22 protein-coding genes are annotated in these 25,439 nt (G+C 47.0%); 3 read left to right on the forward strand and 19 right to left on the reverse strand.

Annotation, left to right across the window (positions count from 1 at the left end; genetic code table 11):
• Positions 1-18: 18 nt before the first annotated feature.
• From AC6RGY_RS06270 to rimP, 4 genes are read right to left on the reverse strand one after another with little or no spacing between them, the layout of a single operon-like run.
• A complete protein-coding gene (locus AC6RGY_RS06270; protein WP_499860685.1) occupies positions 19-312 on the reverse strand; it encodes a YlxQ family RNA-binding protein in 294 nt (97 codons plus the stop codon).
• Between the two features lie 14 nt (positions 313-326).
• Positions 327-584 (reverse strand): RNase P modulator RnpM, encoded by a 258-nt coding sequence (gene rnpM / locus AC6RGY_RS06275; RefSeq protein ID WP_499860688.1) that lies wholly within the window; start codon positions 582-584, stop codon positions 327-329.
• 38 nt (positions 585-622) lie between these two features.
• Positions 623-1,807, reverse strand: a complete 1,185-nt coding sequence (gene nusA, locus AC6RGY_RS06280) for a transcription termination factor NusA (RefSeq protein ID WP_499860691.1) — start codon at positions 1,805-1,807, stop codon at positions 623-625.
• Positions 1,808-1,830: 23 nt separating this feature from the next.
• On the reverse strand, positions 1,831-2,292 hold the full coding sequence (gene rimP / locus AC6RGY_RS06285; RefSeq protein ID WP_499860693.1) for a ribosome maturation factor RimP: 462 nt from the start codon (positions 2,290-2,292) through the stop codon (positions 1,831-1,833).
• 333 nt (positions 2,293-2,625) lie between these two features.
• Between rimP and AC6RGY_RS06290 the strand changes: the two genes are divergently transcribed.
• Entirely contained in the window at positions 2,626-4,653 is a 2,028-nt protein-coding gene (locus AC6RGY_RS06290; protein WP_499860696.1) for an SBBP repeat-containing protein, read from the forward strand.
• 224 nt (positions 4,654-4,877) lie between these two features.
• Here AC6RGY_RS06290 and AC6RGY_RS06295 read toward each other — a convergent pair whose 3' ends face one another.
• Positions 4,878-5,591 carry a DUF975 family protein gene (locus AC6RGY_RS06295; protein ID WP_499860698.1) on the reverse strand — a complete coding sequence of 238 codons (714 nt, stop codon included), beginning with the start codon at positions 5,589-5,591 and terminating at the stop codon, positions 4,878-4,880.
• A gap of 302 nt (positions 5,592-5,893) precedes the next feature.
• Positions 5,894-10,195 (reverse strand): PolC-type DNA polymerase III, encoded by a 4,302-nt coding sequence (locus AC6RGY_RS06300; RefSeq protein ID WP_499860700.1) that lies wholly within the window; start codon positions 10,193-10,195, stop codon positions 5,894-5,896.
• Positions 10,196-10,413: 218 nt separating this feature from the next.
• Here AC6RGY_RS06300 and AC6RGY_RS06305 point away from each other — a divergent pair, with 218 nt between their 5' ends.
• Both AC6RGY_RS06305 and AC6RGY_RS06310 read left to right on the forward strand, forming a co-directional pair.
• Complete coding sequence (locus AC6RGY_RS06305; protein WP_499860702.1) at positions 10,414-10,833, forward strand: Asp23/Gls24 family envelope stress response protein; 420 nt, start codon at positions 10,414-10,416, stop codon at positions 10,831-10,833.
• A gap of 211 nt (positions 10,834-11,044) precedes the next feature.
• Positions 11,045-11,326: a hypothetical protein gene (locus AC6RGY_RS06310; RefSeq protein ID WP_499860706.1), complete on the forward strand. Its 282-nt coding sequence runs from the start codon at positions 11,045-11,047 to the stop codon at positions 11,324-11,326.
• A gap of 127 nt (positions 11,327-11,453) precedes the next feature.
• Here AC6RGY_RS06310 and AC6RGY_RS06315 read toward each other — a convergent pair whose 3' ends face one another.
• From AC6RGY_RS06315 to topA, 13 genes are all read right to left on the reverse strand, one after another.
• Entirely contained in the window at positions 11,454-13,172 is a 1,719-nt protein-coding gene (locus tag AC6RGY_RS06315) for a proline--tRNA ligase (protein ID WP_499860710.1), read from the reverse strand.
• Positions 13,173-13,198: 26 nt separating this feature from the next.
• Positions 13,199-14,467 carry an RIP metalloprotease RseP gene (gene rseP, locus AC6RGY_RS06320; protein ID WP_499860713.1) on the reverse strand — a complete coding sequence of 423 codons (1,269 nt, stop codon included), beginning with the start codon at positions 14,465-14,467 and terminating at the stop codon, positions 13,199-13,201.
• 13 nt (positions 14,468-14,480) lie between these two features.
• A complete protein-coding gene (locus AC6RGY_RS06325) occupies positions 14,481-15,635 on the reverse strand; it encodes a 1-deoxy-D-xylulose-5-phosphate reductoisomerase (protein ID WP_499860714.1) in 1,155 nt (384 codons plus the stop codon).
• 57 nt (positions 15,636-15,692) lie between these two features.
• Complete coding sequence (locus AC6RGY_RS06330; protein ID WP_499860716.1) at positions 15,693-16,499, reverse strand: phosphatidate cytidylyltransferase; 807 nt, start codon at positions 16,497-16,499, stop codon at positions 15,693-15,695.
• Between the two features lie 16 nt (positions 16,500-16,515).
• Entirely contained in the window at positions 16,516-17,313 is a 798-nt protein-coding gene (gene uppS, locus AC6RGY_RS06335) for an undecaprenyl pyrophosphate synthase (RefSeq protein ID WP_499860718.1), read from the reverse strand.
• Between the two features lie 125 nt (positions 17,314-17,438).
• On the reverse strand, positions 17,439-17,996 hold the full coding sequence (gene frr / locus AC6RGY_RS06340) for a ribosome recycling factor (RefSeq protein WP_499860720.1): 558 nt from the start codon (positions 17,994-17,996) through the stop codon (positions 17,439-17,441).
• Complete coding sequence (pyrH, locus tag AC6RGY_RS06345; protein ID WP_499860723.1) at positions 17,996-18,721, reverse strand: UMP kinase; 726 nt, start codon at positions 18,719-18,721, stop codon at positions 17,996-17,998. The genes frr and pyrH overlap by 1 nt, the downstream gene beginning before the upstream one ends.
• Positions 18,722-18,810: 89 nt before the next feature.
• Positions 18,811-19,461, reverse strand: coding sequence for a translation elongation factor Ts (gene tsf, locus AC6RGY_RS06350; protein ID WP_499860725.1), 651 nt, complete (start codon positions 19,459-19,461; stop codon positions 18,811-18,813).
• Positions 19,462-19,559: 98 nt separating this feature from the next.
• Positions 19,560-20,288 (reverse strand): 30S ribosomal protein S2, encoded by a 729-nt coding sequence (gene rpsB, locus AC6RGY_RS06355; protein WP_499860728.1) that lies wholly within the window; start codon positions 20,286-20,288, stop codon positions 19,560-19,562.
• A 151-nt stretch (positions 20,289-20,439) separates the two neighbouring features.
• On the reverse strand, positions 20,440-21,210 hold the full coding sequence (gene codY / locus AC6RGY_RS06360; RefSeq protein WP_499860729.1) for a GTP-sensing pleiotropic transcriptional regulator CodY: 771 nt from the start codon (positions 21,208-21,210) through the stop codon (positions 20,440-20,442).
• A gap of 19 nt (positions 21,211-21,229) precedes the next feature.
• A complete protein-coding gene (gene hslU / locus AC6RGY_RS06365; RefSeq protein ID WP_499861475.1) occupies positions 21,230-22,633 on the reverse strand; it encodes an ATP-dependent protease ATPase subunit HslU in 1,404 nt (467 codons plus the stop codon).
• 16 nt (positions 22,634-22,649) lie between these two features.
• Entirely contained in the window at positions 22,650-23,189 is a 540-nt protein-coding gene (hslV, locus tag AC6RGY_RS06370) for an ATP-dependent protease subunit HslV (protein WP_499860731.1), read from the reverse strand.
• A gap of 58 nt (positions 23,190-23,247) precedes the next feature.
• Positions 23,248-25,320, reverse strand: coding sequence for a type I DNA topoisomerase (topA, locus tag AC6RGY_RS06375; protein ID WP_499860733.1), 2,073 nt, complete (start codon positions 25,318-25,320; stop codon positions 23,248-23,250).
• Between the last annotated feature and the right edge of the window lie 119 nt (positions 25,321-25,439).

Raw genomic sequence — 25,439 nt, forward strand, 5'->3', positions numbered from 1 at the left:
CCTCACCCCCGTTAACGTTTACGTGTGCTTCATTAGTGCACGAGCGAAACCTGGGTCCGTAATAGCAACAACGACTCGCGATGGTTTTCCGATGGCTTCCCCCAATTGAATGCGGGAACCATAGGCGATGAGCGGAACATCATAATAAGAAGACTTATCTTTTAATCGCTTGGAAGTATTGTGTGAGGCATCTGTCGCCAAGAAGACAAGTTGAGCTCTTCCCGAGCGAATGGAACGTAGTACGTTCTCCTCTCCACTCTCCACTTTATTGGCACGCATGGCCAACCCCAATAATTGTTTCTTCTTATCCATGATTTCGCTCCCCATTACGATAACTTTAATGCATTGAAAATATCTTCGCTCACTTTCGTCTTGAGTGCCCGATCCAAAGAGCCTTTTTTCTGTGCAAGCTCAATACATGCTTCTTCCGCACAGACATACGCGCCCCGACCCGATTGTTTACCAGTCGGATCGATCCGCACTTCTTGCTCTGGTGTGCGAACGACTCGAATCAACGCTTTCTTATCTTTCATCTCTTGACACGCGACACACTTTCTCAGTGGCGTCTTCTTCTTTTTTTTCATAACCTCGTTCACCTCCCCGCGGTGGTGAAAAAAGGATGCTATGATTCCATCTCTTCTTCGTTCATTTTGGGAGTATCTCCCTCACTCACACCAGATGTTTCCTTTTCCAGAGCGCCTGTTCCTGCATGGGTCGGTTCCATTTCCTCAGATTCTTCCAAGGTCTCCGTTACAGTAGGGGCATCCTTTGCTGGTTCGTATTCCGATTCACTCTTAATATCAATCTTCCAACTGACCAGCTTAGCTGCTAGACGCGCATTTTGTCCTTCCTTGCCAATGGCGAGGGAAAGCTGGTGATCTGGCACCACCACCCGTGCCATCTTCTGCTCCTCCAAGATCTCTACATGAACGACTTTGGAAGGGCTAAGTGCATTGGACACATACTCGGTTAAGTCCTCGGAGTAGCGGACAATGTCAATCTTCTCGCCACGCAATTCCTTAACAATCGTTTGTACGCGCATGCCACGATGTCCTACACAGGCACCTACCGGATCCACATCTTCATCCCGTGAATGAACAGAGATTTTGGAGCGGTAACCTGCTTCTCTTGTCACCGAACGAATCTCTACTATCCCATCATAAATCTCTGGCACTTCCAGTTCAAATAATCGCTTTAAAAGACCTGGATGCGTGCGTGACACATAGACCTGAGGCCCTTTCGTGGACTTCTCCACTTTCGTGATGTACGCTTTCACACGATCCCCATGTTGAAATTTCTCACCTGGCATCACTTCTGCATGAGGCAAAAGAGCCTCCGTACGACCTAAATCTACATAATAGTAGCGATGATCCGTACGTTGAACAATCCCTGTCACAATGTCGTCTTCCCGATCGACATACTCTTCATAAACAATGCTCCGCTCCGCTTCGCGAATGCGCTGGGTCACCACTTGTTTGGCTGTTTGTGCTGCAATCCGCCCAAAATCCGCCGGGGTCACTTCAATTTCCACCACATCGTCTAGTTCATACGAACGGTTAATCTCTTTCGCTGCCTCCAGCGAGATTTCTAGCCGAGCATCGAGTGCTTCCTCTACTACTACCTTGCGCGCAAAAACACGCACTTGACCGCTATCTCGATCTACGTCTACCCGCACATTTTGCGCAGAATGAAAATTTCGTTTGTAGCCCGAGATAAGTGCCGCTTCGATCGCTTCAATCAGGATATCTTTGCTGATACCTTTCTCTTTCTCTAGCTGATTGAGCGCTTCGATGAATTCTACATTCATCGCTTTAATATCCTCCCTTCAGGTTAAAAAGCAATGGCAAGACGTGCTTTCGCCACTTTTATGCGTGGAATCACAATCAGTTCCCCATCCATCTCCACTGACAATTCCTCCGCTGTCACATGGGAAAGTGTCCCTTCCACTGTTTTATGTCCGCTGATCGGTTCATATGTAGACACGTGGACTCTCTTTCCAACTGCGCGCTCATAATCCCGCTCTTTCTTCAGCGGACGTTCGGCACCTGGAGAAGATACCTCTAAGTAGTAAGGAACTTGGATCGGATCTTCTTGATCCAGGACAGCACTTACACGTTCACTGATGCGTCCACAATCATCAATATCGATGCGGCCTTCCATCCGTTCGATAAAGAGACGGAGAAACCACTTCTTCCCCTCTTTTTTAAATTCAATGTCGACCAATTCCATTTTTTCTTCTTCTAAGACCGGAAGCACCAGGGCCTCGACCGCTTCTGTTACTTTCTGGCTCATACTGTAACTCCTTTCACAATCCATCTTAAAACGCCTGCATGTCCATTACAAATGGAAAGAGTGGGCGGCAGACCCACTCTTTCTCCCCGAACATATCTACCTTACAGTATAGCCAAGTTGATTATAGCATACTCTCCCTATCTTACGCAATTTGTAAGGGTCAAGAGGGCCTCATCATCCGAGAATAGAAGTATGATCTCTTTCTTTACTATCCCTCACATTTAGGGATAGAAGTTTCTTTTAAACCCATTTACACAGCTATCTCTTCCTCTTTTCTCTCATTCATCATAGAATAATCTGAAATATATTCATTTTTATTTGGAGGTTAGTGGTGTGAAAATAGCAAAGCAGGCGTTAGATGAGTCTCTTCCATTTAAACGCTGTTATCAGTTAGAAGGTCTCTATGTGGCGCAAACGAAGGGAATCAAGTATACCTTTCTACCGCAAGGACTCTCCCTCACGCTAGATGAATCTTCTCAGCTCCTGTTCCGGTTTATCGGTACAGACGGGAACTCGTTCCCCGAACGAGTAAAAACCAGTAAGTCCAGAGGCGAACACATCCTCTATAAAGAGGTATGGCAAGGAATTGATGTCCTCTTCTATGGCGAAGGGAAGCAGCTAAAGTATGATGTTGTCGTTCATCCAGGTGCCTGTATGGAGGCGGTGAAGTTTATCTATGAAGGAGGACAAGCAACCAAACTAAATGAACAGGGAGAATTGTTGGTATACACTTCTTCCGGCATCCTGCGCGAGGAGAAGCCTATTAGTTATCAAGCAGGAGAAGCGGTTATTGAGACGCAATTCCGCTTGGATGAAGATGGAGCATTCGGCTTTGAAGTGAGGCAGTCCTATGATCCCTCCCGTCCCTTGATCATCGATCCTAAAGTGCTCTATTCCAGCTACTTGGGTGGAAATAATTCGTCGCTGGGAAATGCGATCACCTATGATGCCTCTGGCAATGCTTATGTAGTGGGCACAAACAGTGCAACCAATTTCCCCACAACAACAGGTGCCTTTCAATCCATGCTGAGAGGAATAGCTGATGCTTTTGTTAGTAAAATTAACGCCACCGGAACCTCTCTTCTGTTCTCCACCTTACTAGGTGGATCTTCATTGGAGGAAGGCTTAGGAATCTCCGTCGATGCAACACAGAATGTATACGTTACGGGAAATACCTCTTCCTTAGATTTCCCTGTTACGTCAGGCGCATTTCAGTCAGTAAGCCCTGGAGGAAGTTCCAATGGATTTGTTACGAAATTTGATCCTACCGGAAATAATTTGGTTTACTCTACCTTTTTAGGGGGGAGTGGAACGGACAGTGGTAATAGCCTCGCCATCGATGATGGAGGAAACGCCTACGTCACAGGCAATACCATGTCTTCCGATTTTCCTGTAACCAACGCCTTTCAAACAGTCATTCAAGGGGACGTTGACGCCTTTATCACCAAATTAAATCCCACTGGTTCAGGCTTAATCTTTTCCACCTATCTTGGGGGAAGCCAATTCGATCAGGGGAACGGCATCGCTATAGACGAAAATAATCAAGCTTATGTAACGGGCCCAACCACATCAACCAACTTTCCGATTACGTCAGGCGCTTTCCAGACCTCTTCCATGAATACAGAAACCGCTTTTGTCACAAAACTGAGTGCGGATGGAACCTCCTTAAGTTATTCCACTTACTTGGGTGGAAGTTCGAGTGGTTTCACGAATGACATTGATGTAGATGATTTAGGAAGTGCTTATGTGACAGGTCGAACAGGCGCCAATGACTTCCCGATCACCTCTCTCGTCTTTCAAACCGCCTATGGAGGGGGAGCTGCCGATGTCTTTGTCTCCAAATTAAATCCACTCGGATCAGGATTAATCTTTTCCACCTTTTTAGGGGGGAGCGGAGAAGACGTCGGTCAAAGTATTGCTGTCGATTCTCTGAGAAATGTATGGGTGACCGGGAGAACCAATTTGAGTACAGACTTTCCCCTCACATCAGATGCCTATCAGGTCAACTTTGGAGGAATCCAGAGTGTTTTCATAACCAATTTCAGTTCTGCAGGACGGGGAATTGACTATTCCACATTTTTGGGCGGGACTGCGGATGATATTGGGCTTGGCATAGCTGTCGATCCTTCTAATAATGTTTATGTAACCGGAGGGGCTGGAATTAATTTCCCTGTTACACAAGGTACTTTCCAAAGTGCCAAAGGGGGAATGGCCAGCATAGCCAATGCATTCGTAACCAAGTTCTCCGAACTGACTGCCAGAGGGGCGACCGGTCCTGCAGGACCGAGAGGACCGAGAGGACCGCGTGGTCCAAGAGGAGCCAGAGGACCCAGCGGGGGTTCCGGCGAGAGCGGAAGTTAGTTCCTAAGGGAATCTACACCTGGGATTTCCCACGATTTACTGATCAAAGTTCGCTTCCATCTATAATAAAGTCATACTGATTTACCAAACTCACAGCGCCTCTTATATCGAAAGAAGATGAAGGTGGACTTGGGAGAGAGTCGCACTCTCCTTCGTACAACGCTCGCATTCATCCCCCTAGCCATGCTAGGGGTTTTCTCGCTCGCAAAGATATAAAAACCACTCTAGAGTATTTCTCTCTCTGCCTCATACTCCCTACTCACCCGTTGATAAAAGTGAGCTTCCGATGCTCTAACATAAGGCATGAGCCAAATAATACCGATCCCTAAACTTAGTATAGATAGAATAAACCAGCCAATAAAACTTAGATGCAGAGCAAAAAGATCTGCCTTCCGTCCTTTCATCATTTGACGGCTACGCGTAATGGCTTGCCTTGCAGAGAGAGTTGGACTATCCACTAAAATGTAAGGCGACATCGCATAAGCGTACATTTTCACAATTCCTGGAACAATTAAAAGTAGGCTCCACAGTAAAATGTAAATGGAGTGTACTACGTACCATTCAATTGATTGGATATAACGCTTACTACTTATAAAGTAAGTGAAAACGTATATGAACCGTGTCTCTCCACCACGAATAATAGAGAGGAAGATGCGAGTAGAACCTAGTGTCATCCCTCCTATAACAATTATCTCCCACAGGAGATTCACCTGTTCTAGTGTTGTGTAATAAGGAGGAAGACCATATGCCAAATAGGCTTCTATAAAATCAAAAAGGACAAGGTCCAAGGAAAGTGGGTTATCTGTATATAGGTAAAGAAAACTACAGAAGAGAAATACAAATAAATCTACTCCTACTGCAATCCCCCATTTCCCTCGCAATGATTTCTTGGCTTCGCTTCTTATTTCTTTGGTGCTATAAGCTATTTTCTGCTGCATATATTTCTCCTTTTTTATCTTAAAAGTGCTAGTAAGAGCGAAGGTGGGCTATCAATGACTTCATTTTTATCCTCTTCATCGAGGCGATAGCAATAATGATCAGTTATTCTTCAGGGGTTCGGCTGTTATCCTTTTTAGATCCCGATTATTTCTTCATTATTCTATTGATCCCTCTTATTCAATGTAGAATATGAAACCCGCTTACCTTTCGTATCGACTAGGTCGACCATTCCTTCATCCCCATCTCCCACAACAAAGCGAGTTTATAGAGATGCCCTCTACAAACTCGCTTTTTCCCAATCCTAAAACAACGACATCTGATTACTCTCTGGCATTTCCTTAAAGCAACCAAATCCGCGCAAGATCTCAATCACTGTGCTCGACACCCGAGTCCGCTTCTGGAAATCTTCAATGGAGAGGAACTCTCCATCTTTTCGTGCCTCGGCAATGTTACGAGCCGCATTGGCGCCTACTCCCGATATAGCGGAAAATGGTGGGATGAGGCTATCCTCTTCTACCAAAAAGTGCGTCGCGTGAGAGCGATATAAGTCTACTTGCTGGAAACGGAGAGAACGCGCCATCATTTCTCGTACCGACTCCATTACCGTGAGCAAACTCTTCTCTTTCGGTGAAGCGGTCACGCCCTTCTCCTCAATATCTGCTATACAACGCTTAACCGATTCTGCCCCTTTGGACACAACTTCCAAGTCAAAGTCATCTGCACGGACAGAAAAGTAGGTAGCGTAGTATTGGATTGGATGATGCACTTTAAACCAAGCAATACGCACGGCCATCATCACATAAGCAACTGCGTGTGCCTTCGGGAACATGTACTTGATTTTGAGACAGGAATCGATGTACCACTCGGGAACATCGTGCTCACGCATTGCTTCCTGTTCTTCCTCCGTGAGCCCCTTCCCTTTCCGCACTTTCTCCATCAGCTTAAAGGCAAGTGAGGGCTCCATTCCTTTGTGCATCAAATAGACCATAATATCATCCCGTGTAGAAATCACCTCTGCCAGGACCGCTGTCTTGCTTCTGATGATGTCTTGTGCATTGTTTAACCAGACATCCGTCCCGTGGGAGAGGCCCGAGATACGTACAAGTTCTCCAAAGGTAGTGGGACGGGTATCCTCAAGCATCTGCCTTACAAAGCGTGTACCAAACTCGGGAATGCCCAGTGTTCCTGTCACGGAGGAAATATCCTCTTGCGTAATGCCGAGCGACTCCGTACTGCTAAAAAGCTTCATCACTTCAGGATCATCGACCGGGATTGTCTTGGGGTCCACACCCGTCAAGTCTTGCAACATGCGAATCACGGTCGGGTCATCGTGACCCAGAATATCCAACTTCAACAGACGCCCACTGATAGCGTGATAATCAAAGTGTGTGGTCGTGGTCTTCGACTTCACATCATCCGCAGGACGCTGAATCGGCGTAAAATCAAATACATCCATGTTTTGTGGCACAACCATCAGGCCACCCGGGTGTTGTCCCGTCGTTCTCTTCACCCCTCTACACCCATGCACCATACGATCCAACTCAGCACCGCGCATCGTCTGGCCCATCTCTTCTTCATACTTTTTCGCATACCCGAAGGCGGTTTTCTCGGCTACTGTGGAGATGGTACCCGCGCGGTATACATACTCTTTTCCAAATAATTCTTCCGTGTATTGATGTGCCCGCGGTTGGTATTCGCCTGAGAAGTTCAAATCGATATCTGGCACCTTATCCCCTTGAAAGCCGAGGAAGGTTTCAAAGGGGATATCATGACCATCTTTTTGCATAGACGTTCCACACTCTGGACAATCCTGATCGGGTAAATCAAAGCCAGAAGCGGTAGAACCATCGAGGATGAAACGGTTATATTGGCAACTTGGACAGACGTAGTGTGGTGGCAATGGGTTTACTTCTGTGATGGAGCTCATGGTCGCAACAAAGGACGAGCCAACCGAACCACGAGAACCTACAAGGTAACCATCCTCTAATGATTTGGTTACCAACTTATGCGAGATGAGATAAATCACGGCAAATCCATGTTTAATAATGCTACCTAACTCTTTCTCTAGGCGTTTTTCCACCACTTCAGGTAAGGGAGAGCCATATAGTCCAGCAGCGGTTTCATAGCAGATGCGACGGAGCTCCTCATCTGCTCCTTCAATGATCGGCGTAAACAAATCATCCGGGAATGGTTTCAGCTCATCGATTTTGTCCGCGACCGCTTTGGGGTGAGTAATCACAACGGCATGTGCTTCCTCTTCTCCTAAATAGGCGAACTCCTTCAGCATTTCATCGGTCGTTCTAAAATGCGTCGGGGTTTTTGGGTCCTTCCGGCGGAATCCCCCTTGGTTGGCCGCTAAAATCTCCCGATACACATGGTCCCAAGGATCCAAGTAATGAACATTGGCAGTGGCCACGACAGGCTTCCCTAGCTTTTCTCCAATCTCCACCAATAGACGGTTGGCTTCACGCAAATGATCTTTCTGATCCACAATGCCTTTATCCACCAAGTGTTGATTCACATCTACCGGTTGGATCTCCAGATAGTCATAGAAGCCAGCCACCTCTTCCACTTCTTGCGGTGATTTTTGGAGAGCGGCTTCGTAAAGCTCTCCTTTTTCACATCCCGAACCGATCAAAAGACCTTCACGCATCGATTCCAACTTACTACGTGGGATGCGAGGCACTTGATGAAAATACTCCAAATGAGAAGCCGAAATAAGCCGGTACAAATTTTTGAGGCCCGTCTGATTTTGTACTAGGATGATCGCATGAAAGGGACGGATCTTTCTCAAATCACGATCCTTTGTCAGTTCATTGAGACGATCCAAAATGGTATGGCCTTTTTCAATCGCATCCGATACCATTTTCCACATGAGAAAACCGGTTGCTTCTGCGTCATAGATCGCACGGTGATGCTGTTCCAAAGAGATATCAAATTTCTTACACAAGGTGTTAAGGCGATAGTTCCGCAAACCGGGATAAAGAGCTCGTCCCAATTCCAAGGTATCGATGACGGGATTATCCACAGGATCTGCTCCCATCTGCCGCAATCCTTCCTGCAAGAAGCCCATGTCAAAGCGAGCGTTATGCGCCACTAAAACGGTATCTTGAATAAAGGCCGAAAACTTCCCTAGTACTTCCGCTATCTCCGGCGCATCTTTTACCATCTCATTGGTGATGCCCGTCAATTCCGTTGTAAAACTGGATAATGGGCGATGAGGGTTAGCAAACGACTCAAAGCGATCCACGATTTCCCCATTATGAATCTTGACCGCCGCCAGTTCAATAATGGTATCGTGTACTGCAGACAAACCGGTTGTCTCTACGTCAAAAACGACATAGGTATCTTCTGTAAGCGCTCGATCCGCCGCATTCATCACAATGGGAACGCCATCATCCACCACATACGCTTCTACTCCGTAGATGATTTTAACCCCGTGTTTCTGACCAGCGGCGTATGCTTCCGGAAAGGCTTGGACCACTCCATGATCCGTAATGGCTACTGCCGGGAGTCCCCAGTCGGCTGCTCTCTTCACCATGGAACCCGCGTCATATACCCCATCCATCGCACTCATAGAAGTGTGCAGATGTAGCTCTACTCGCTTTTCTTCTGCTTGATCTTGACGCGCCAATGGGGGGATTTCCGAGAGATCATTCGCCATAATGACCAAATCGCGGGCAAACGTATCATACTGTACCGAGCCACGCACTTTCATCCATAATCCGTCCTGCATACGGGAGAGCACCTTGGCATCTTCCTTATCACGAGCAAACACCTTTACCAAGATGGAGTCCGTGTAGTCTGTCAAATTAAACGTAAGCAGGGTTCGTCCACTCCGCAGTTCCCGCACTTCCGACTTAAAAACCGTTCCTTTCACTGTGATCCGCCGTTCTTCGTCCTGAATCTCATGTAAAGCGACTGGCTCATCCCGAATTTCATAGCCTACCACAATCGGACCTGTTGGCTCTTCGCCCTCTTCACTCTCCTTCGCTGCCTGGATTTCTTGTTGTTGCGTAATCGCATTTTCAACCCATTGACGCTCCTCTTGTTGTTGGTGTTCACGCATACGCGCCACCTGCTCGTCACCATTCCCATTGCTGGCAAATGCAATCACCAGCTTGGTGCCCGATACGGCATAAAAAAGCGAGGAGATCACCTGGTCCAATTGCTTTTTCTGCGCCATCTCCACCATGAGCGGATTAGCAAATGTAACAGAAAGAGTGTTATCCTCTATTTTCCAATTCGCTTTCGCCAACCAACCTGCCGCTGACTGGGAAACCAGATGACCCACTTTTCCTATCATCCACTGCCAATAAAGGGCCATCACTTGGTCGGGTGGAACCTGATCGTATTCCATCACAAAGGAGACGCGTGCCACGCGCCCAAAACGTTCACTCATCTTCTCTTTCACCTGTTGGAGGATATCAGGCGGGATCGGTCGATTTAAACACAAGTAGAGCGTCCATGTCCCTCGTGTTCGACTCACTTGCACTTTATTTAAGTATCCACCCGTAAAATAAGTCTCCAACCATTCACTTGGAACCTTCGCTTCTTGAAGCACTCGCCTCAAGTGTTGCGTCTTCGCTGCTAAATCATTCATGCGCCTTTCCTTCTCCCCTTTAATCATCCGCTCGTTTCTCTTATCCTATGAGTGTATCAAAAAGGAGGAAGATCGACCAGAGGAAAAGATCCGCTAGTTGGAGGGCAAACCTTTCATTTGCCCATACGGCTTGTTTTCCTCTTCTTCGTTTTTGCTTCTAACATTCCCTCCAGCTGTATATACATATGATAATCTAAAAATGGCTGGGAGGTTATTCAATGGATGAGGAAATACGCAAACAAGGGCTCACTTTTACAAGCGATGTATTGGAGACGATTGCCGAAATTGCTACTAGCCACATTGACGGCCTCACCCTGAAAAAAAATCGCGAGCACAACAATTCTCACCCCGCAAAAAGAGAAGTATTTGTTGAAATAGAAGATCGTCATGTAACCGTCTATCTCAAAGTGATCGTCGATTACGGTATGGACGTCCCTCGTATCTACGACCGCGTAGCTGACACCATAACGGAAATGATAGAACGAATGACCGGCTTAACGGTGCTTAACGTCAATATGTCAGTCGAAGGAATTGACATCCGTGGTGAGGAAGAAATGATGGATGATGTAATAGAGGAAGGAGATCTCACGGAAGATACCTATTCCTTTAGTCCACTTTCAGAAGAAATACAAGCATGAATGACGCTCTCCCCAGTGAAATCATCGGTCAGCTTTATCCTTTGGCTAACCCTCTCTACCTTATGTACGCTTCATGGTGGAGGGGGTTTTATATGTTGAAGAATCCTCATAGGAAAACAAATGGATAACTATTATATTCATACAATTCTATAATTATTTCAAACATATACTATATTATGATAGAAACTAAAAACAAGAAAGGAAGAATGCAATGAGTAGTGGTTGCGGTGGATTCAAGCCATGTCTTGTAATCGCCTACAATCTCAATATACAAGCTAATAGTCAACAGCAACTGGTCTTTCGGGTAAGCGATGTCCCCCAATTTTCGACTGTTCGCTCCGTAGCTACGGATCCGGCGGTTCCCGCTCGATTAAGGTCCTTTTTATTTTCTTTTGCCAATCAAGTTCCTAATTCTGGCGTTGTGATAACAAGGGACCCTGTCCAGGGGGTTCAGGTGTTTCGGGTAAATAGAGGGGAAGAATTGATCCTCTAGCTTATCGTAAGATGCCAGTCTTATCGTCTCCTGTGGATAGAAATCTTCATAGAAAATCAAGTGGTTCTTTCATTGAAAAAGGGTTACTCCTAGGTATCGGAGCAACCCTTTTTTCTTGCATCATCCATTATTTCTCTATTTGCTGTAGTAACTCCGGCAGTTGATCCATCAAAGAGGTGATTGCCACATCTCCGCTTTCGCCCGAGCGACGGAATTTGTACTCGACTAATCCTTCGCCCACTTTGGCTCCCACAGTAATGCGTAACGGGATTCCTAAGAGATCAGAGTCTTTAAATTTCACACCCGCACGCTCTTTGCGATCATCAAAGAGTACTTCCACACCAGCTGCTTGTAGCTTCTCGTACAAGTCTTCTGCTGCGGTGCGCTGTTCCTCGTTCTTCATGTTCACAGCAATCAAGTGCACAGTATACGGAGCCAAGGCGAGGGGCCATACGATGCCATGCTCGTCATGATGTTGTTCCACTACAGAGGCCACGGTACGGGAGATTCCCACTCCATAGCAACCCATAACCAGTGGGACTTCTTTTCCATTGGGATCATGGATAACCGCATTCATGGGTCTACTATACTTGGTTCCCAATTTGAAGACCTGCCCTACTTCAATTCCGCGCGTAAAGGCAACATGACCGTCGCAGTGCGGGCACGCATCTCCTTCTCTAATTAAGCGCAGGTCTGCCACTTGATGAGAAGGCAAGTCGCGTGTTGGGTTCATGTGCACCAGATGAGCATCTTGTTCATTGGCACCGACAACAGCGTCGGCCATACTCGAAATGGCCTGATCAACCAGGATACGGACTTCTTCCTTCAGCCCAAGCGGACCGGCAAAACCAACAGGTGCTCCCGTGATGCGCTGGATCATGGATTCCTCTGCGAGCTCACACACTTCTCCTCCAAGCGCATTCTTCACTTTGATATCATTCACTTCGTGATCGCCACGCACCAAGACGAGTACCGGTTCTTCATCGACTACGAATAAAAGGCTTTTGATCAATTGCTCACTCTTCACTTCCAGCACACGTGCTACTTCTTCGATGCTCTTCGCTCCCGGTGTGGCCACTTTCTCTAATGGCTTGTCGGCAGCTTCCCCGGCATTACCCTCTAGTGGTGAGCGCACTTCCGCCATTTCAATATTGGCTGCATAATCACACGAACGGCAAAACACCAACGTATCCTCACCAGCATCGGCCAGTGCCATAAACTCATGGGTCCCCGTTCCTCCGATCGCTCCTGCATCCGCCTCTACTGCGCGAAAGTCGATGCCACAACGAGTGAAGATACGCTCATACGCTTGATACATCTCCTGATACCTTGTCTCCAAATCCTCTTCATCTGCATGAAAGGAGTAAGCATCCTTCATTAAGAATTCACGTCCACGCAAAATCCCAGAGCGAGGACGGCGCTCGTCACGAAACTTCGTTTGAATTTGATACAGGGTTAGCGGTAAACGTTTATAAGAGCTCACGGTATTTCTCACCAAGTCGGTAATGACTTCCTCATGTGTGGGTCCGAGCAAGAACTCACGCTCATGCCGATCCACTAGCTTCACCAATTCTGCCCCGTATGTATCCCAGCGACCCGACTCTTTCCATAGTTCTGCTGGATTCATGGCAGGCAGTAAGAGCTCTTGTGCACCTACTCGTTCCATCTCTTCTCGCACCACTTGTTCTACTTTTCGCAGGACACGATGGGCGAGTGGCAAATAGGTATAGATCCCTGCTGCCAACTGCTTCATTAAACCCGCTTTCAGCATCAAGCGATGACTAGCTACTTCCGCTTCTTGTCCCACATCACGCAACGTGGGGATCAAAGCTGTCTGTTGTCTCATGTTCTTTCCCCCTTACACATTCATCCTTAACCATTACCATTAAACAAGCGCATAATATCGTTGTAGGTAACGGCGATCATAAAAATCATTAACAGAGCAAAACCCACAAAGTGGACCATGCTTTCTTTGTTGGGATCGATCGGTTTCCGGCGAACCCCTTCTATACCGAGGAAGATTAAGCGACTTCCATCGAGCGCTGGAATAGGGAATAAGTTTAGCATCCCTAGGTTCACACTGAGCATCGCAGAAAAATGAAGAAGTGTCACCCAGCCCGCTTTGGCCGCTTCACCTGATATGGAAGCAATTCCAACGGGGCCTGCTAAATTATCGAAGCTAACTTGGCCTGTAATCAACATGCCAAAACTTTTGATCACCGTTAGCGACATATTGTAGGTATCTTTTACTCCCTCAGTAGAAGCCGTGAGAAGATTGGCCTCTTCCATTCGCTGTTCTAAATCCACTCCGATCAGATAGCGATCTGTACTTTCATCTTTCATTGGGGTCACGGAAACAGGGACCCGCTCTCCTGCACGCTCTACTACAAGATTAGCAGGTTCTCCGCCTTTTTCAATTAAATGAAAGACAAAGTCGGAACCTGACTTCATCTCTTTCCCATCTACTTCCCGAATCACATCTCCGGATTGTAGATCGACTTCAGCCGCCGGCGTATCGGGTCTCACACCATCAATGACAATCTCCGACTCGATCCCAACATTCAGCGCTACCACCGCATAAAAGAGAATGGCTAGCAAAAAGTTGAACAAGGGGCCCGCAAAGATCGTAATTGCCCGTTGCCCCAAGGTTTTCGAGCCAAATTGGCGATCCCATGGGGCAATCTGTACCACCTGATTTTCCGCAAACTGAATCTCTGCTTGTGGATGAACCGCATAACGCTGTTCCACTCCATCTTCATCTTCTAACACGATATAGAGCTGATGCTCCAGCTCATGCTCCAACAAGCGTCCACGAACTACTTCGCTTTGATCCACGGTGTGTTTCAATAAACTAATGTGTGTCACCTTGCCTGTCTTGTCTAAGGTGGTCGTCACATGCGCACCGTTCTTTAGTTCCATTACCTCGGGATCTTCCCCCGCCATGCGCACATACCCACCTATCGGCAGGATACGAAGCGAATAAAGCGTCTCTCCTCTTTTCCACGCGACCAACTTGGGGCCCATTCCGATTGCAAATTCTCGAACCAGAATGCCTGCCCGTTTGGCAAACAGAAAGTGACCCAATTCATGAATAAAAACGAGGACACCAATTACCAAGATAAAAGATAATATTGTCTGCATTCTAGCTCACCACCTATCGGTTAATACCCATCTCGTAGGAAGATTGCCTTGCCCAGCGATCGACTTCATACAAGTCTTCTAAAGATGGATCTTCTAGTTTATGATGTTTCGCCACCACATTACCTACTATTTCTTCGATACCCAGGTAAGGAATCTCTTCATTTAAAAAGCGCTCGACAGCCACCTCATTCGCCGCATTTAAGACAGCTGGGACACTTCCTCCTGCTCGGCCAGCTTCAAAGGCCATCCGTAGCATTGGATATCGTTTATAATCTGGAGCATAAAAATCGAGAGAACCCATCTCCGCTAAGTTTAACTGCTGGCCCGCTAGCGGAAGCCGCTCGGGGTAGCTAAGTGCGTATTGAATCGGCACTTTCATATCTGGTGTGCCCAACTGCGCCATCATCGCCCCATCTTGAAATTCTACCAGTGAATGGATAATGCTTTGTGGGTGAATGACCACCTCGATTTCATCATAGGGAATGGCGAACAACCAATGCGCCTCCATCACTTCCAACCCTTTGTTTAACATGGTGGCACTATCAATGGTTACTTTCGCTCCCATTGACCAGTTGGGATGTTTTAATGCTTCTTTCGGGGTAGCTTGTTGAATGTCCTCTAATCGCCAATCGCGAAAAGCACCACCCGAGGCGGTCAAAATCATCTTCTTCACATCGGCTCTTCGCTCTCCGTTGAGGCATTGAAAGATGGCGGAGTGCTCGCTATCGATCGGTAGAATGTCGACGCCTTGCTTCCGTGCTTCTTTGGTCACGATCGCTCCACCCATTACCAACGTTTCCTTATTGGCGAGACCCACTGTTTTCCCTGCCTGGATGGCAGCTAAGGTGGGGGCTAAACCACGGCTACCCACAATGGAAGACACGACATAATTGGCGGCTCCCCAGGTAGCCACTTCCAATACGCCTTCATCACCATAAAGCACCTTTACCTCTGATCCAACTTGGGCTTGTACCGCTTCGGCCGCTTCCTTGGTTGCCATCGACACAAGTTGCGGATGGACGGCTTTCACTTGCTCCACCATTTTTGCCACATTGGCTCCTGCAGCCAAGGCAACGACCTCAAATTGCTCAGGATGCGCCTTTACCACTTCGATTGTATTCTGCCCAATGGAACCTGTTGATCCTAGTATGCTAATCCGTTTCGTCATGTTATCGCCTACTTTCTCACTGGCACATACTCATTACCCGTATCAATACGCTTCTCATTATGAGATGGATACCAATATATAGAGGATCGGAAAGACAAAGATTAAGCTATCCATTCGATCCAGCACCCCGCCATGTCCGGGCAACAGTGTCCCCGAATCTTTCACTGCGAAGGTGCGCTTCATCGCTGACTCCACTAAATCACCTAATTGACCAAAGACTGCGATGGCCAATACTACCAGGAACATCCAAGCAGGAGCTCCCAAAGGTGGGTAGATCACAAGAAAAATCATGCCCACCACCAGTGCAGCCATCAATCCGCCAAAGTGACCACCAATGGTCTTATTGGGACTAATGGTCGGCCACAATTTTCGCTTGCCAATACGACGTCCAATCACATAAGCACCAATATCATTGGCCCAGGTCACAAGAATAGCTAAGAGGGACCAATAAAGTCCATCTTCCATCAATCGTCCCTGAATCATATAAGCAAAACCAAAACCAATATATAATGCCCCTAGAAAAGAGAGCGAAGTCTCATGGATATCGATTTCATTTTTACTAAACACCATCAATATCAGATAGCCGATCAAACCGAGAAGAATAACCGTCCCCTGTGTCGGCAACAAAAAGGCAGGTTGAAATAACTGTTGGGCTACGATTGCGTCCAAAAGAAGAAACGCGGTCAAAGCAAAACCAATCATCGCTTGTGGGCGGTACCACACGATCTCTCGCATTTTACAAAACTCTCGATATCCCATAAGTGCAATCGCGAAAATGAGGGATGCATACCACATTCCACCTGCCAATAAAAAAGCGACAAATCCCACCGCAATGATGATTCCTGTCATGGTTCGCTGCTTCAATGTCAACCACACCTATCTATTTCAACGCTCCATATCGACGTGACCGGCGTTGGTAATCTTGAATAGCTTGAAAAAAGGACTCTTGCTTGAAATCGGGCCACGCGATATCCGTAAACCACAATTCACTATAAGCCAACTGCCATAACATAAAATTGCTAATGCGGATCTCTCCACTCGTTCGAATCATAAAATCAGGATCTGGCAGACTGTTCGTATATAGGTATTGTGCAAATTGCTCTTCGTTTATGTCTGCATCGGTCAATGTCCCTTGATCATGATCCTGAATCATCTTCTTCACTGCTTGCAAAATTTCCGAACGTGCTCCATAGTTCATCGCAAAATTAAGGACTAGGCCTTCATTGCCTTTCGTCTCTTTGCGAAACTGATTGATCGCACTCATCGTAAAGCTGGGTAGTTTCTCTTCCTCTCCAACCATTTCGACTCGGATATTGCGCGCCTTAAGCTCTTCGATCTCACTATTAAAAAACTCTTGCGGGAGCTTCATCAAAAAATTAACTTCATCTTTCGGTCGTTTCCAGTTCTCTGTAGAAAATGAGTACAAAGTAAGGACTTCGATGCCGAGATCATCCGCAGCACGCACCGCTTCCCGTATCATCTTCATACCGGCTCGGTGGCCTGCGACTCGTGGCAATCCCCTTTTGGATGCCCACCTTCCGTTGCCATCCATAATGATCGCCACGTGCCGTGGAATCGGGCCTTGTTTTAATTGTTTGATTGTTTCTAGGCGGCTCTCACTCTGCGTTGCACTTACTTCTTGGTGCCCACGTATCAGACGTTTCAATGCTTCTAACATGTCCATTCCTCCGACGTGTACCGTAACTTCTTCCCATTATTATAGTACATAAATGATCGCAACAAAACGTGCCTATAGATTAAAGGAAAACCCCCTGCCAAAAGGGGGCTTCTCCATTGCTTTCACTATACTTCCATAATGTCCTTCTCTTTGGCTTTGATCACGTCATCCGCTTCCTCGATATAACGATCAGTCAATTTCTGGATTTCTTCCTGCCCGCGTCGTGCATCGTCTTCCGAAATATCTCCGGTTTTCTCCAGTTTCTTCACTTCATCATTGGCATCACGGCGAACGTTACGAATCGCTACCTTCGCTTCTTCTCCCATTTTCTTGGAGTATTTAACCAGCTCTGCCCGCCGTTCTTCCGTTAGGGCTGGGATCGTTATGCGAATCAGGTTGCCGTCGTTAGTGGGTGTAAGACCCAAGTCTGATTTTTGAATCGCTCGTTCCACATCACCCAGTGTGGATTTATCCCAAGGCTGAATCACCAACATGCGCGCTTCTGGTACAGAGACATTGGCAAGTTGATGAATGGGCATCTCACTGCCGTAAACCTCCACCACGATTTTATCTAACAACGAAGGGTTGGCCCTTCCTGCCCGTAATGTTCCTAAATCCTTCTTTAGCACCGCAATTGCTTTCGTCATCTTTTCTTCCGCACGCTTCTTCACATCGTTTAACATTACTGATTCCCCCTTACGATGGTTCCGATCGGATCTCCTTCAATAACCCGTCGAATGTTTCCTTCCGTCGCGATATTAAATACAATTAATGGAATGTCATTGTCCATACAAAGAGACGAAGCAGTCGAATCCATCACACCTAACCCTTTGTTCAGAAGGTCCAAATAGGTAAGCGTATCGTACTTCTCTGCATGCTCGTCTTCTTTGGGATCAGCTGTATAGACGCCATCCACACGATTTTTCGCCATCAAGATCACGTCGGCTTCAATCTCCGCCGCACGCAATGCTGCTGCCGTATCCGTTGAAAAATAAGGATTGCCTAATCCTGAGGAAAAGATAACAACACGCCCTTTTTCCAGGTGGCGAATTGCGCGTCGACGAATATAAGGTTCGGCTACCTGACGCATCTCAATAGACGTTTGTACACGTGTCGGAACGCCAACATGCTCCAACCCATCCTGCAAGGCGAGCGAATTCATCACAGTGGCTAACATTCCCATGTAGTCGGCAGTAGCACGATCCATTCCACGTTCGCTACCGGACATGCCACGCCATATATTTCCTCCGCCTACAACCACAGCGACCTCTACTCCGAGTTCAACCACTTCTTGAATCTGGCGAGAAATGGATGCGATCGTCTCCGAATCGATCCCAAATGACTTCTCGCCCGCCAATGCTTCGCCACTTAACTTTAGAATCACACGTTTGTACTGTGCGTGCGCCATCACCCAACCTCCCATCATCATTTACCTATTTTCAATTGATCTATACACGGAAAAAAAGGGAACACAGGGTGTTCCCTTTGGAGTGATTCCTACTTCTTCACTTGAGACATCACTTCATCAGCAAAGTTTTCTTCTTTTTTCTCGATGCCTTCCCCTAGTTCATAGCGAACGAAGCGGCGTACATGAATATTTTCGCCAATCGTAGCTACTTGCTCACGCACGAGGTCATCGATGGATTTGTCTCCGTCCTTGATATAAGGTTGTTCGAGGAGACAGATCTCTTTGAAGCGCTTGGATAGGCGACCTTCCACCATTTTATCCACGATATTTTCCGGTTTTCCTTCATCTAGCGCTTGCTTGCGTAGAAGCTCACGCTCTTTCTCAACGAACTCTTCCGGTACTTCTTCGCGCCGGATAAATTGAGGATTCATTGCAGCTACTTGCATCGCAATTTCACGTACAAAGCTCTTAAATTCATTTGTTTTTGCTACAAAGTCGGTCTCACAGTTGATCTCAATCAATACACCGATGCGTCCGCCTCCATGTATGTAAGATTCAACAACGCCTTCGGCGGCTACGCGATCTGCTTTTTTATCAGCAGAAGCCATTCCCTTTTCACGCAATAGTTCGATCGCTTTTTCTAGGTTACCGTCTGCTTTTTGAAGCATCTTTTTGCAATCCATCATACCAGCACCGGTTTTTTCACGTAATTCTTTCACAAGCGCAGCTGAAATTGCCATCTCTATTTTCCTCCTTCGAATCCATCTTCCTTATTTTATCGTAGAAATCGGCACGAAGGGCGATCCCAGATCGCCCTCACATACCTAATAATGATCATTTAAGCGGATTGTTCACCCGATTGTTCGTCTTGCTCGACTCCTTGCTCGCCTTGTCTACCTTCGATGATAGCATCTGCGATTTTGGAGGTGAAGAGACGAACCGCACGGATCGCATCGTCATTCCCTGGGATAATATGATCAATCTCGTCTGGGTCACAGTTGGTGTCCGCGATAGAGATGATCGGGATGTTCAGCTTACGTGCTTCTGCTACTGCGATCCGCTCTTTACGTGGATCGATGATGAACAGTGCATCCGGTAATTTCTTCATATGTTTAATGCCGCCTAAGAACTTCTCCAAACGAGCGCGTTCTTTGTTTAGCAAGACAACCTCTTTTTTCGGTAGTACATCAAACGTACCGTCTTCTTCCATTTTATCCAACTGATGCAAACGGTCGATACGCTTCCGAATCGTTTCAAAGTTGGTTAATGTTCCACCCAACCAACGCTGGTTAACAAAGAACATATCGGAACGCTCAGCTTCTTCTTTCACTGCATCTTGCGCTTGTTTCTTCGTACCAACGAACAAGACCGTTCCACCATCGGTGGACAATTGACGTACGTGGTTATATACTTCTTCGATCATTTTTACGGTTTTTTGCAGATCGATAATGTAAATTCCGTTCCGCTCCGTAAAAATATACTTCTTCATCTTCGGGTTCCAACGACGGGTTTGGTGTCCAAAATGAACACCTGCTTCTAGCAATTGTTTCATGGATACAACAGCCATTTGATAAATCCTCCTTTGGTTTAGCCACCGCCAGCTTCATGTGCAACAAAGATCGCTTCCGCGACACCCCTTTGCTCTGCTTCCACTGACGTGTGTATTCACACTGCTTTCTAATATAGCATTTTTCCTCTTATCATGCAACCTGCTAACTTTACGATTGACGTACCTTTTCCAATTCATCCAGGAGCTTGTGATTAAGCACTTTGATGTAAGTTCCTTTCATGCCAAGAGAGCGGGAGTCAATCACGCCTGCACTTTCCAGCTTCCGTAAAGCATTGACGATTACCGAACGGGTGATACCCACACGGTCGGCCACTTTACTCGCTACCAACAAACCTTCTAGACCATCCAACTCATCAAAGATATGTTCAACCGCTTCCAATTCACTGTAGGAAAGCGAATTAACTGCCAAGTGAACAATGGCACGATTACGCGCTTCTTCCTCTACTTGCTCCGAAATTTTCTGCAAGATCTCCATTCCCGCAACGGTGGCTCCATATTCTGCGAGCACCAGATCATCGTCCACAAAAGAGGTGTCAAAACGGGTTAGGAGAAGCGTTCCTAAGCGTCGTCCCCCTCCAATAATCGGGACGACGGTGGTATAACGATGACGCAGGATCTCGTCTTCCTGACTCGCAAAGCTGAGCGAACTAGAAGGGTCTAGATTGGCAGAGGTTTCATGAATCTGCAAGAGCTTTTCATTGTACTCTTCTGGAATGCGTTCATGAGCGAGAAACTGTTCCGAAAGTGCCTCTTCTTGTATCAGTTGATAACCGAGCACTTTCCCTTTCCGACTGATGACAAACACATTGGCATCAATCACCTCACTCAACAGTTCCGCCATATCGCTAAAATAAACAGGCTTGCTTCCTGTTTTTTGCAGTAGTTGATTAATGCGACGTGCTTTACCTAATAGATTCACGATCGATCGATCTCCTTCATTATAAAATATATTGGCTCAGATCACGGTCTTCAACGACATCCGATAACCGCTCTCTTACATAGCTACGAGTAATGGTGACTTCCTCGAGGTGAATATCGGGAGCTTCAAAGGAGAGTTGTTCCAACAAGCGTTCCATGATGGTATGGAGCCTCCGGGCACCAATGTTCTCTGTCGAATGGTTTACTTCTTTTGCTAAGAAAGCAATCTCTTGAATCGCCTCTTCTTCAAAGACAACACGAACGCCCTCGGTCTCCAATAGTGCCGTATATTGCTTGATCAAAGCTCCTTTGGGCTCCGTCAGAATACGTACAAAATCCGCTTCCGTCAGGCTACTCAAGTTCACACGGATGGGGAAACGACCCTGAAGTTCGGGGATGAGATCGGACGGCTTCGCTGTGTGAAAAGCGCCGGCTGCAATAAAGAGAATGTGATCCGTTTTAATCGGACCATACTTGGTCATGACAGTGGAACCCTCCACAATCGGGAGAATATCACGTTGAACGCCCTCCCGAGAGACGTCCGCTGCGCCGCCTTGGTCTTTGCCGGCGATTTTATCCACTTCATCGATAAAAATCATTCCGGAATCCTCTACGAGACGAAGGGACTCTTGCGTCACTTGATCCATATCGATCAATTTTTGCCCTTCATCCTGAATGAGTACTTCGCGCGCCTCTTTCACCGAGAGACGGCGCTTCTTCTTCCGTTTCGGCATCAATTGACCAAACATCTCTTGCATATTCATTCCCATTTGTTCCATCCCGGAACCAGAAAGCATATCCATCATGGGAGCCGACTGATCTTCTACTTCTACTTCCACCATATCTTCTTCTAAATCTCCGGCCAACAATTTCTCACGGATGAGACGACGACGTTCACGGGTACGTACTTTCTCACTATCATCGCCGTTCTCCTCCGTTTCCCCTTGTCCAGATTGCCCAAACAACATTTCTAAGGGATTTTTATACCCTACCTCTTTTTGCTTGGCTGGAACAAGAATAGAAACAAGGCGTTCATTGGCCAACTCTTCCGCTCGACCTTTAACAGCCTCGATCTTTTCCGATTGTACAATCCGAATAGCAGTCTCCACCAAATCACGTACCATCGATTCCACATCACGACCCACATAACCGACCTCGGTAAATTTGGTCGCCTCTACTTTCACGAAGGGCGCTCCCACCACCTTAGACAAACGGCGGGCAATTTCCGTTTTCCCTACACCCGTAGGACCAATCATTAAGATGTTTTTTGGTACCACTTCATCGCGCAGGTCTTCTCCTAACAAAGTCCGTCGGTACCGATTTCGCAGGGCAATGGCCACAGCCCGCTTGGCTGAGTTTTGCCCAATAATATGTTTATCCAACTCCGCCACAATTCTCTTCGGGGTCCATTCCGCTCTTCGTATGTGTTTGTCGCCCACGCTATACCTCCTCCACAATGATGTTCTCGTTGGTGAAGACACAGATTTCACTGGCTATCTCCAGTGCCGCCCGTGCGATCTCCTTCGCTTCCATCTGACTCGCGTGGCGTTTGAGTGAACGACCGGCCGCCAAAGCATAGGAACCACCCGATCCAATCGCCAGGATTCCATCATCTGGTTCAATCACTTCTCCTGTACCCGAGACCAACAGTAGATTCTCTTGGTTCATCACAATCAACATGGCTTCCAGTTTGCGTAACACTTTGTCTGATCGCCATTCTTTGGCCAACTCCACTGCGGCACGGGGAAGGTTTCCGTGGTACTCTTCCAGCTTTGCTTCAAATTTCTCAAATAAGGTCATCGCATCCGCAACAGAACCAGCAAAACCAGCAATTACTTGCCCACGATAAAGGCGACGTACTTTTTGTGCTCGGTGCTTCATCACCATCTGGTTGCCCAGTGTCACTTGCCCATCTCCTGCAATGGCTCCTTTGCCCTCGTGAAAAATGGCAAAGATGGTCGTTGCATGAAAGGAACTCATCCTACATTCCCCCTCACATTAATGGTACGTAATCCTCCACTAAAACGTTTCAAAAAAATTATTCATCTGCCTCTTCTTCATAATCGCAGGCGATACAGCGAATGGTACTTTGTTTTTTCGTTTTCTTCTGCACCAGGAGGTCTCCACATTTAGGACAGGAGCGCGGAACCGGTTTATCCCAAGAAACAAACTCGCATTCAGGGTATTGGTCACATCCGTAGAAGGTGCGTTTCTTTTTGCTTTTCCGCTCCACGATCTCCCCTTTTTGGCAGCGTGGACAAGTGACGCCCGTCGATTTGACGATCGCCTTCGTATTCCGGCACTCCGGAAAAGATGGACATGCCAAAAATTTGCCGTAACGACCAAACTTGTAGACCATCATCGCTCCACATTTTTCACACTCTACGTCAGAAACCTCGTCTTCGATTTCCACATTTCTCATCTCTTCTTCCGCATACGACAGGCGCTTCCCAAATTGGCTATAAAATTCATCCAATAGCTGAATCCAATCGCCTTCTCCCTCACCAATATGGTCAAGGTGTCCTTCCCAGGTGGCGGTAAATTCTGCATTTAATATCTCAGGGAAAAACTCTTCCATCAACTCAATAACCACTTCACCTAATTCAGAGGGAACGAAGCTACGCTCTTCCAACATGACGTAACCCCGCTTTTGTATGGTTTCTAGTGTAGGGGCGTACGTACTAGGCCGTCCAATACCAAGCTCCTCCAAGGTCTTCACGAGACGCGCTTCCGAATAACGCGGTGGGGGCTGAGTAAAATGCTGCGTAGGCTCGATCTCTTTCTTTTTCAAAACCTGCCCCTTTTCCAGTGCCGGCAAAAACGCCTCCTTCTCTTTCTTGGCTCCGTCTTTCCCCTCTACGTACACCTTCATAAATCCAGGAAATTTGACTTTGGAGCCCGTGGCACGAAAGAGGGCGGGACCGATTTTGATATCACTGGAGATAGCATCCATTATCGCTGGTGTCATTTGACTGGCGATAAACCGCTCCCAAATCAATTTATAGAGGCGGTATTGGTCTCGCTTTAAGTAAGATTTAATCGCCTTGGGATCACGAACCGCCGACGTCACTCGAATCGCCTCATGCGCATCCTGGGCTCCTGCCTTCTTTTTGTGAGCGCGTGGTGCATCCGGGACGTACGAATCACCATAGTGATCTTGGATGTATTGACGTGCTTCTGCTTGCGCCGTAGGGGAGATCCGTGTCGAATCCGTACGCATATAGGTAATGAGACCGACCGTTCCCTCTTTGCCGAGCGGAATTCCTTCATATAGTTGTTGAGCAATCGCCATCGTTTTTCCCGCACGAAAATTTAAGCGACGAGCCGCCTCTTGTTGCAGAGAGCTCGTAATAAAAGGGGGAGCAGGATTCCGCTTACGCTCGCTTTTCTTTACCTCTTGGACAGTAAAGCGCTTTCCTTTAATCGCTTCTAAGAGGGCATCCACTTCTTCTTGGGATGTTAACGTCGTTTTCTTCTCATAGCCATAAAATTTGGCTTCAAACGCTTCATCGTTGCTGAGCAAGGTCGCCATTACGTTCCAATACTCTTCCGGTTGGAAATGACGAATCTCTTTCTCACGATCAATGATCAATTTAACAGCAACCGATTGGACACGGCCCGCGCTTAGTCCCTTCTTCACCTTTTTCCACAGTATCGGACTAATGCCATATCCCACGAGCCGATCCAACAAACGACGCGCTTGTTGGGCATTAACCAAGTCCATGTCTATGGAGCGCGGATGCTTAAATGCATCGCGTACCGCTTGTTTCGTGATTTCATTAAAGACCACCCGGCACTCCTCTTCTGGATCGAGGTTCAGGCTATATGCTAAGTGCCAAGCAATCGCTTCTCCTTCGCGATCCGGGTCCGCCGCTAAGTAGACACGCTTTACCTTTTTACGGGCTTTACGCAGTTCCTTAAGGACATCTCCCTTTCCGCGTATGGTAATATATTTTGGTTCAAATTGATTCTCCGTATCGATGCCCAATTGACTCTTGGGCAAATCCCGCACATGTCCCATCGAAGCTTTCACTATATATTTCTTCCCTAGATATTTCCCGATGGTTTTTGCCTTGGCGGGTGATTCGACAATGACCAGCGCATCCGCCATGCATTGTCCTCCCCTCAATGTAAAATCCGTTCTCCATTATTTCCAACCTTGAACCGAATGTCAATCTTTTATTCGAAAAAAGGTGGATCAACAATTCTTTTCAATCTTAACCGTGGAAG

The organism is Mechercharimyces mesophilus (assembly GCF_059818345.1).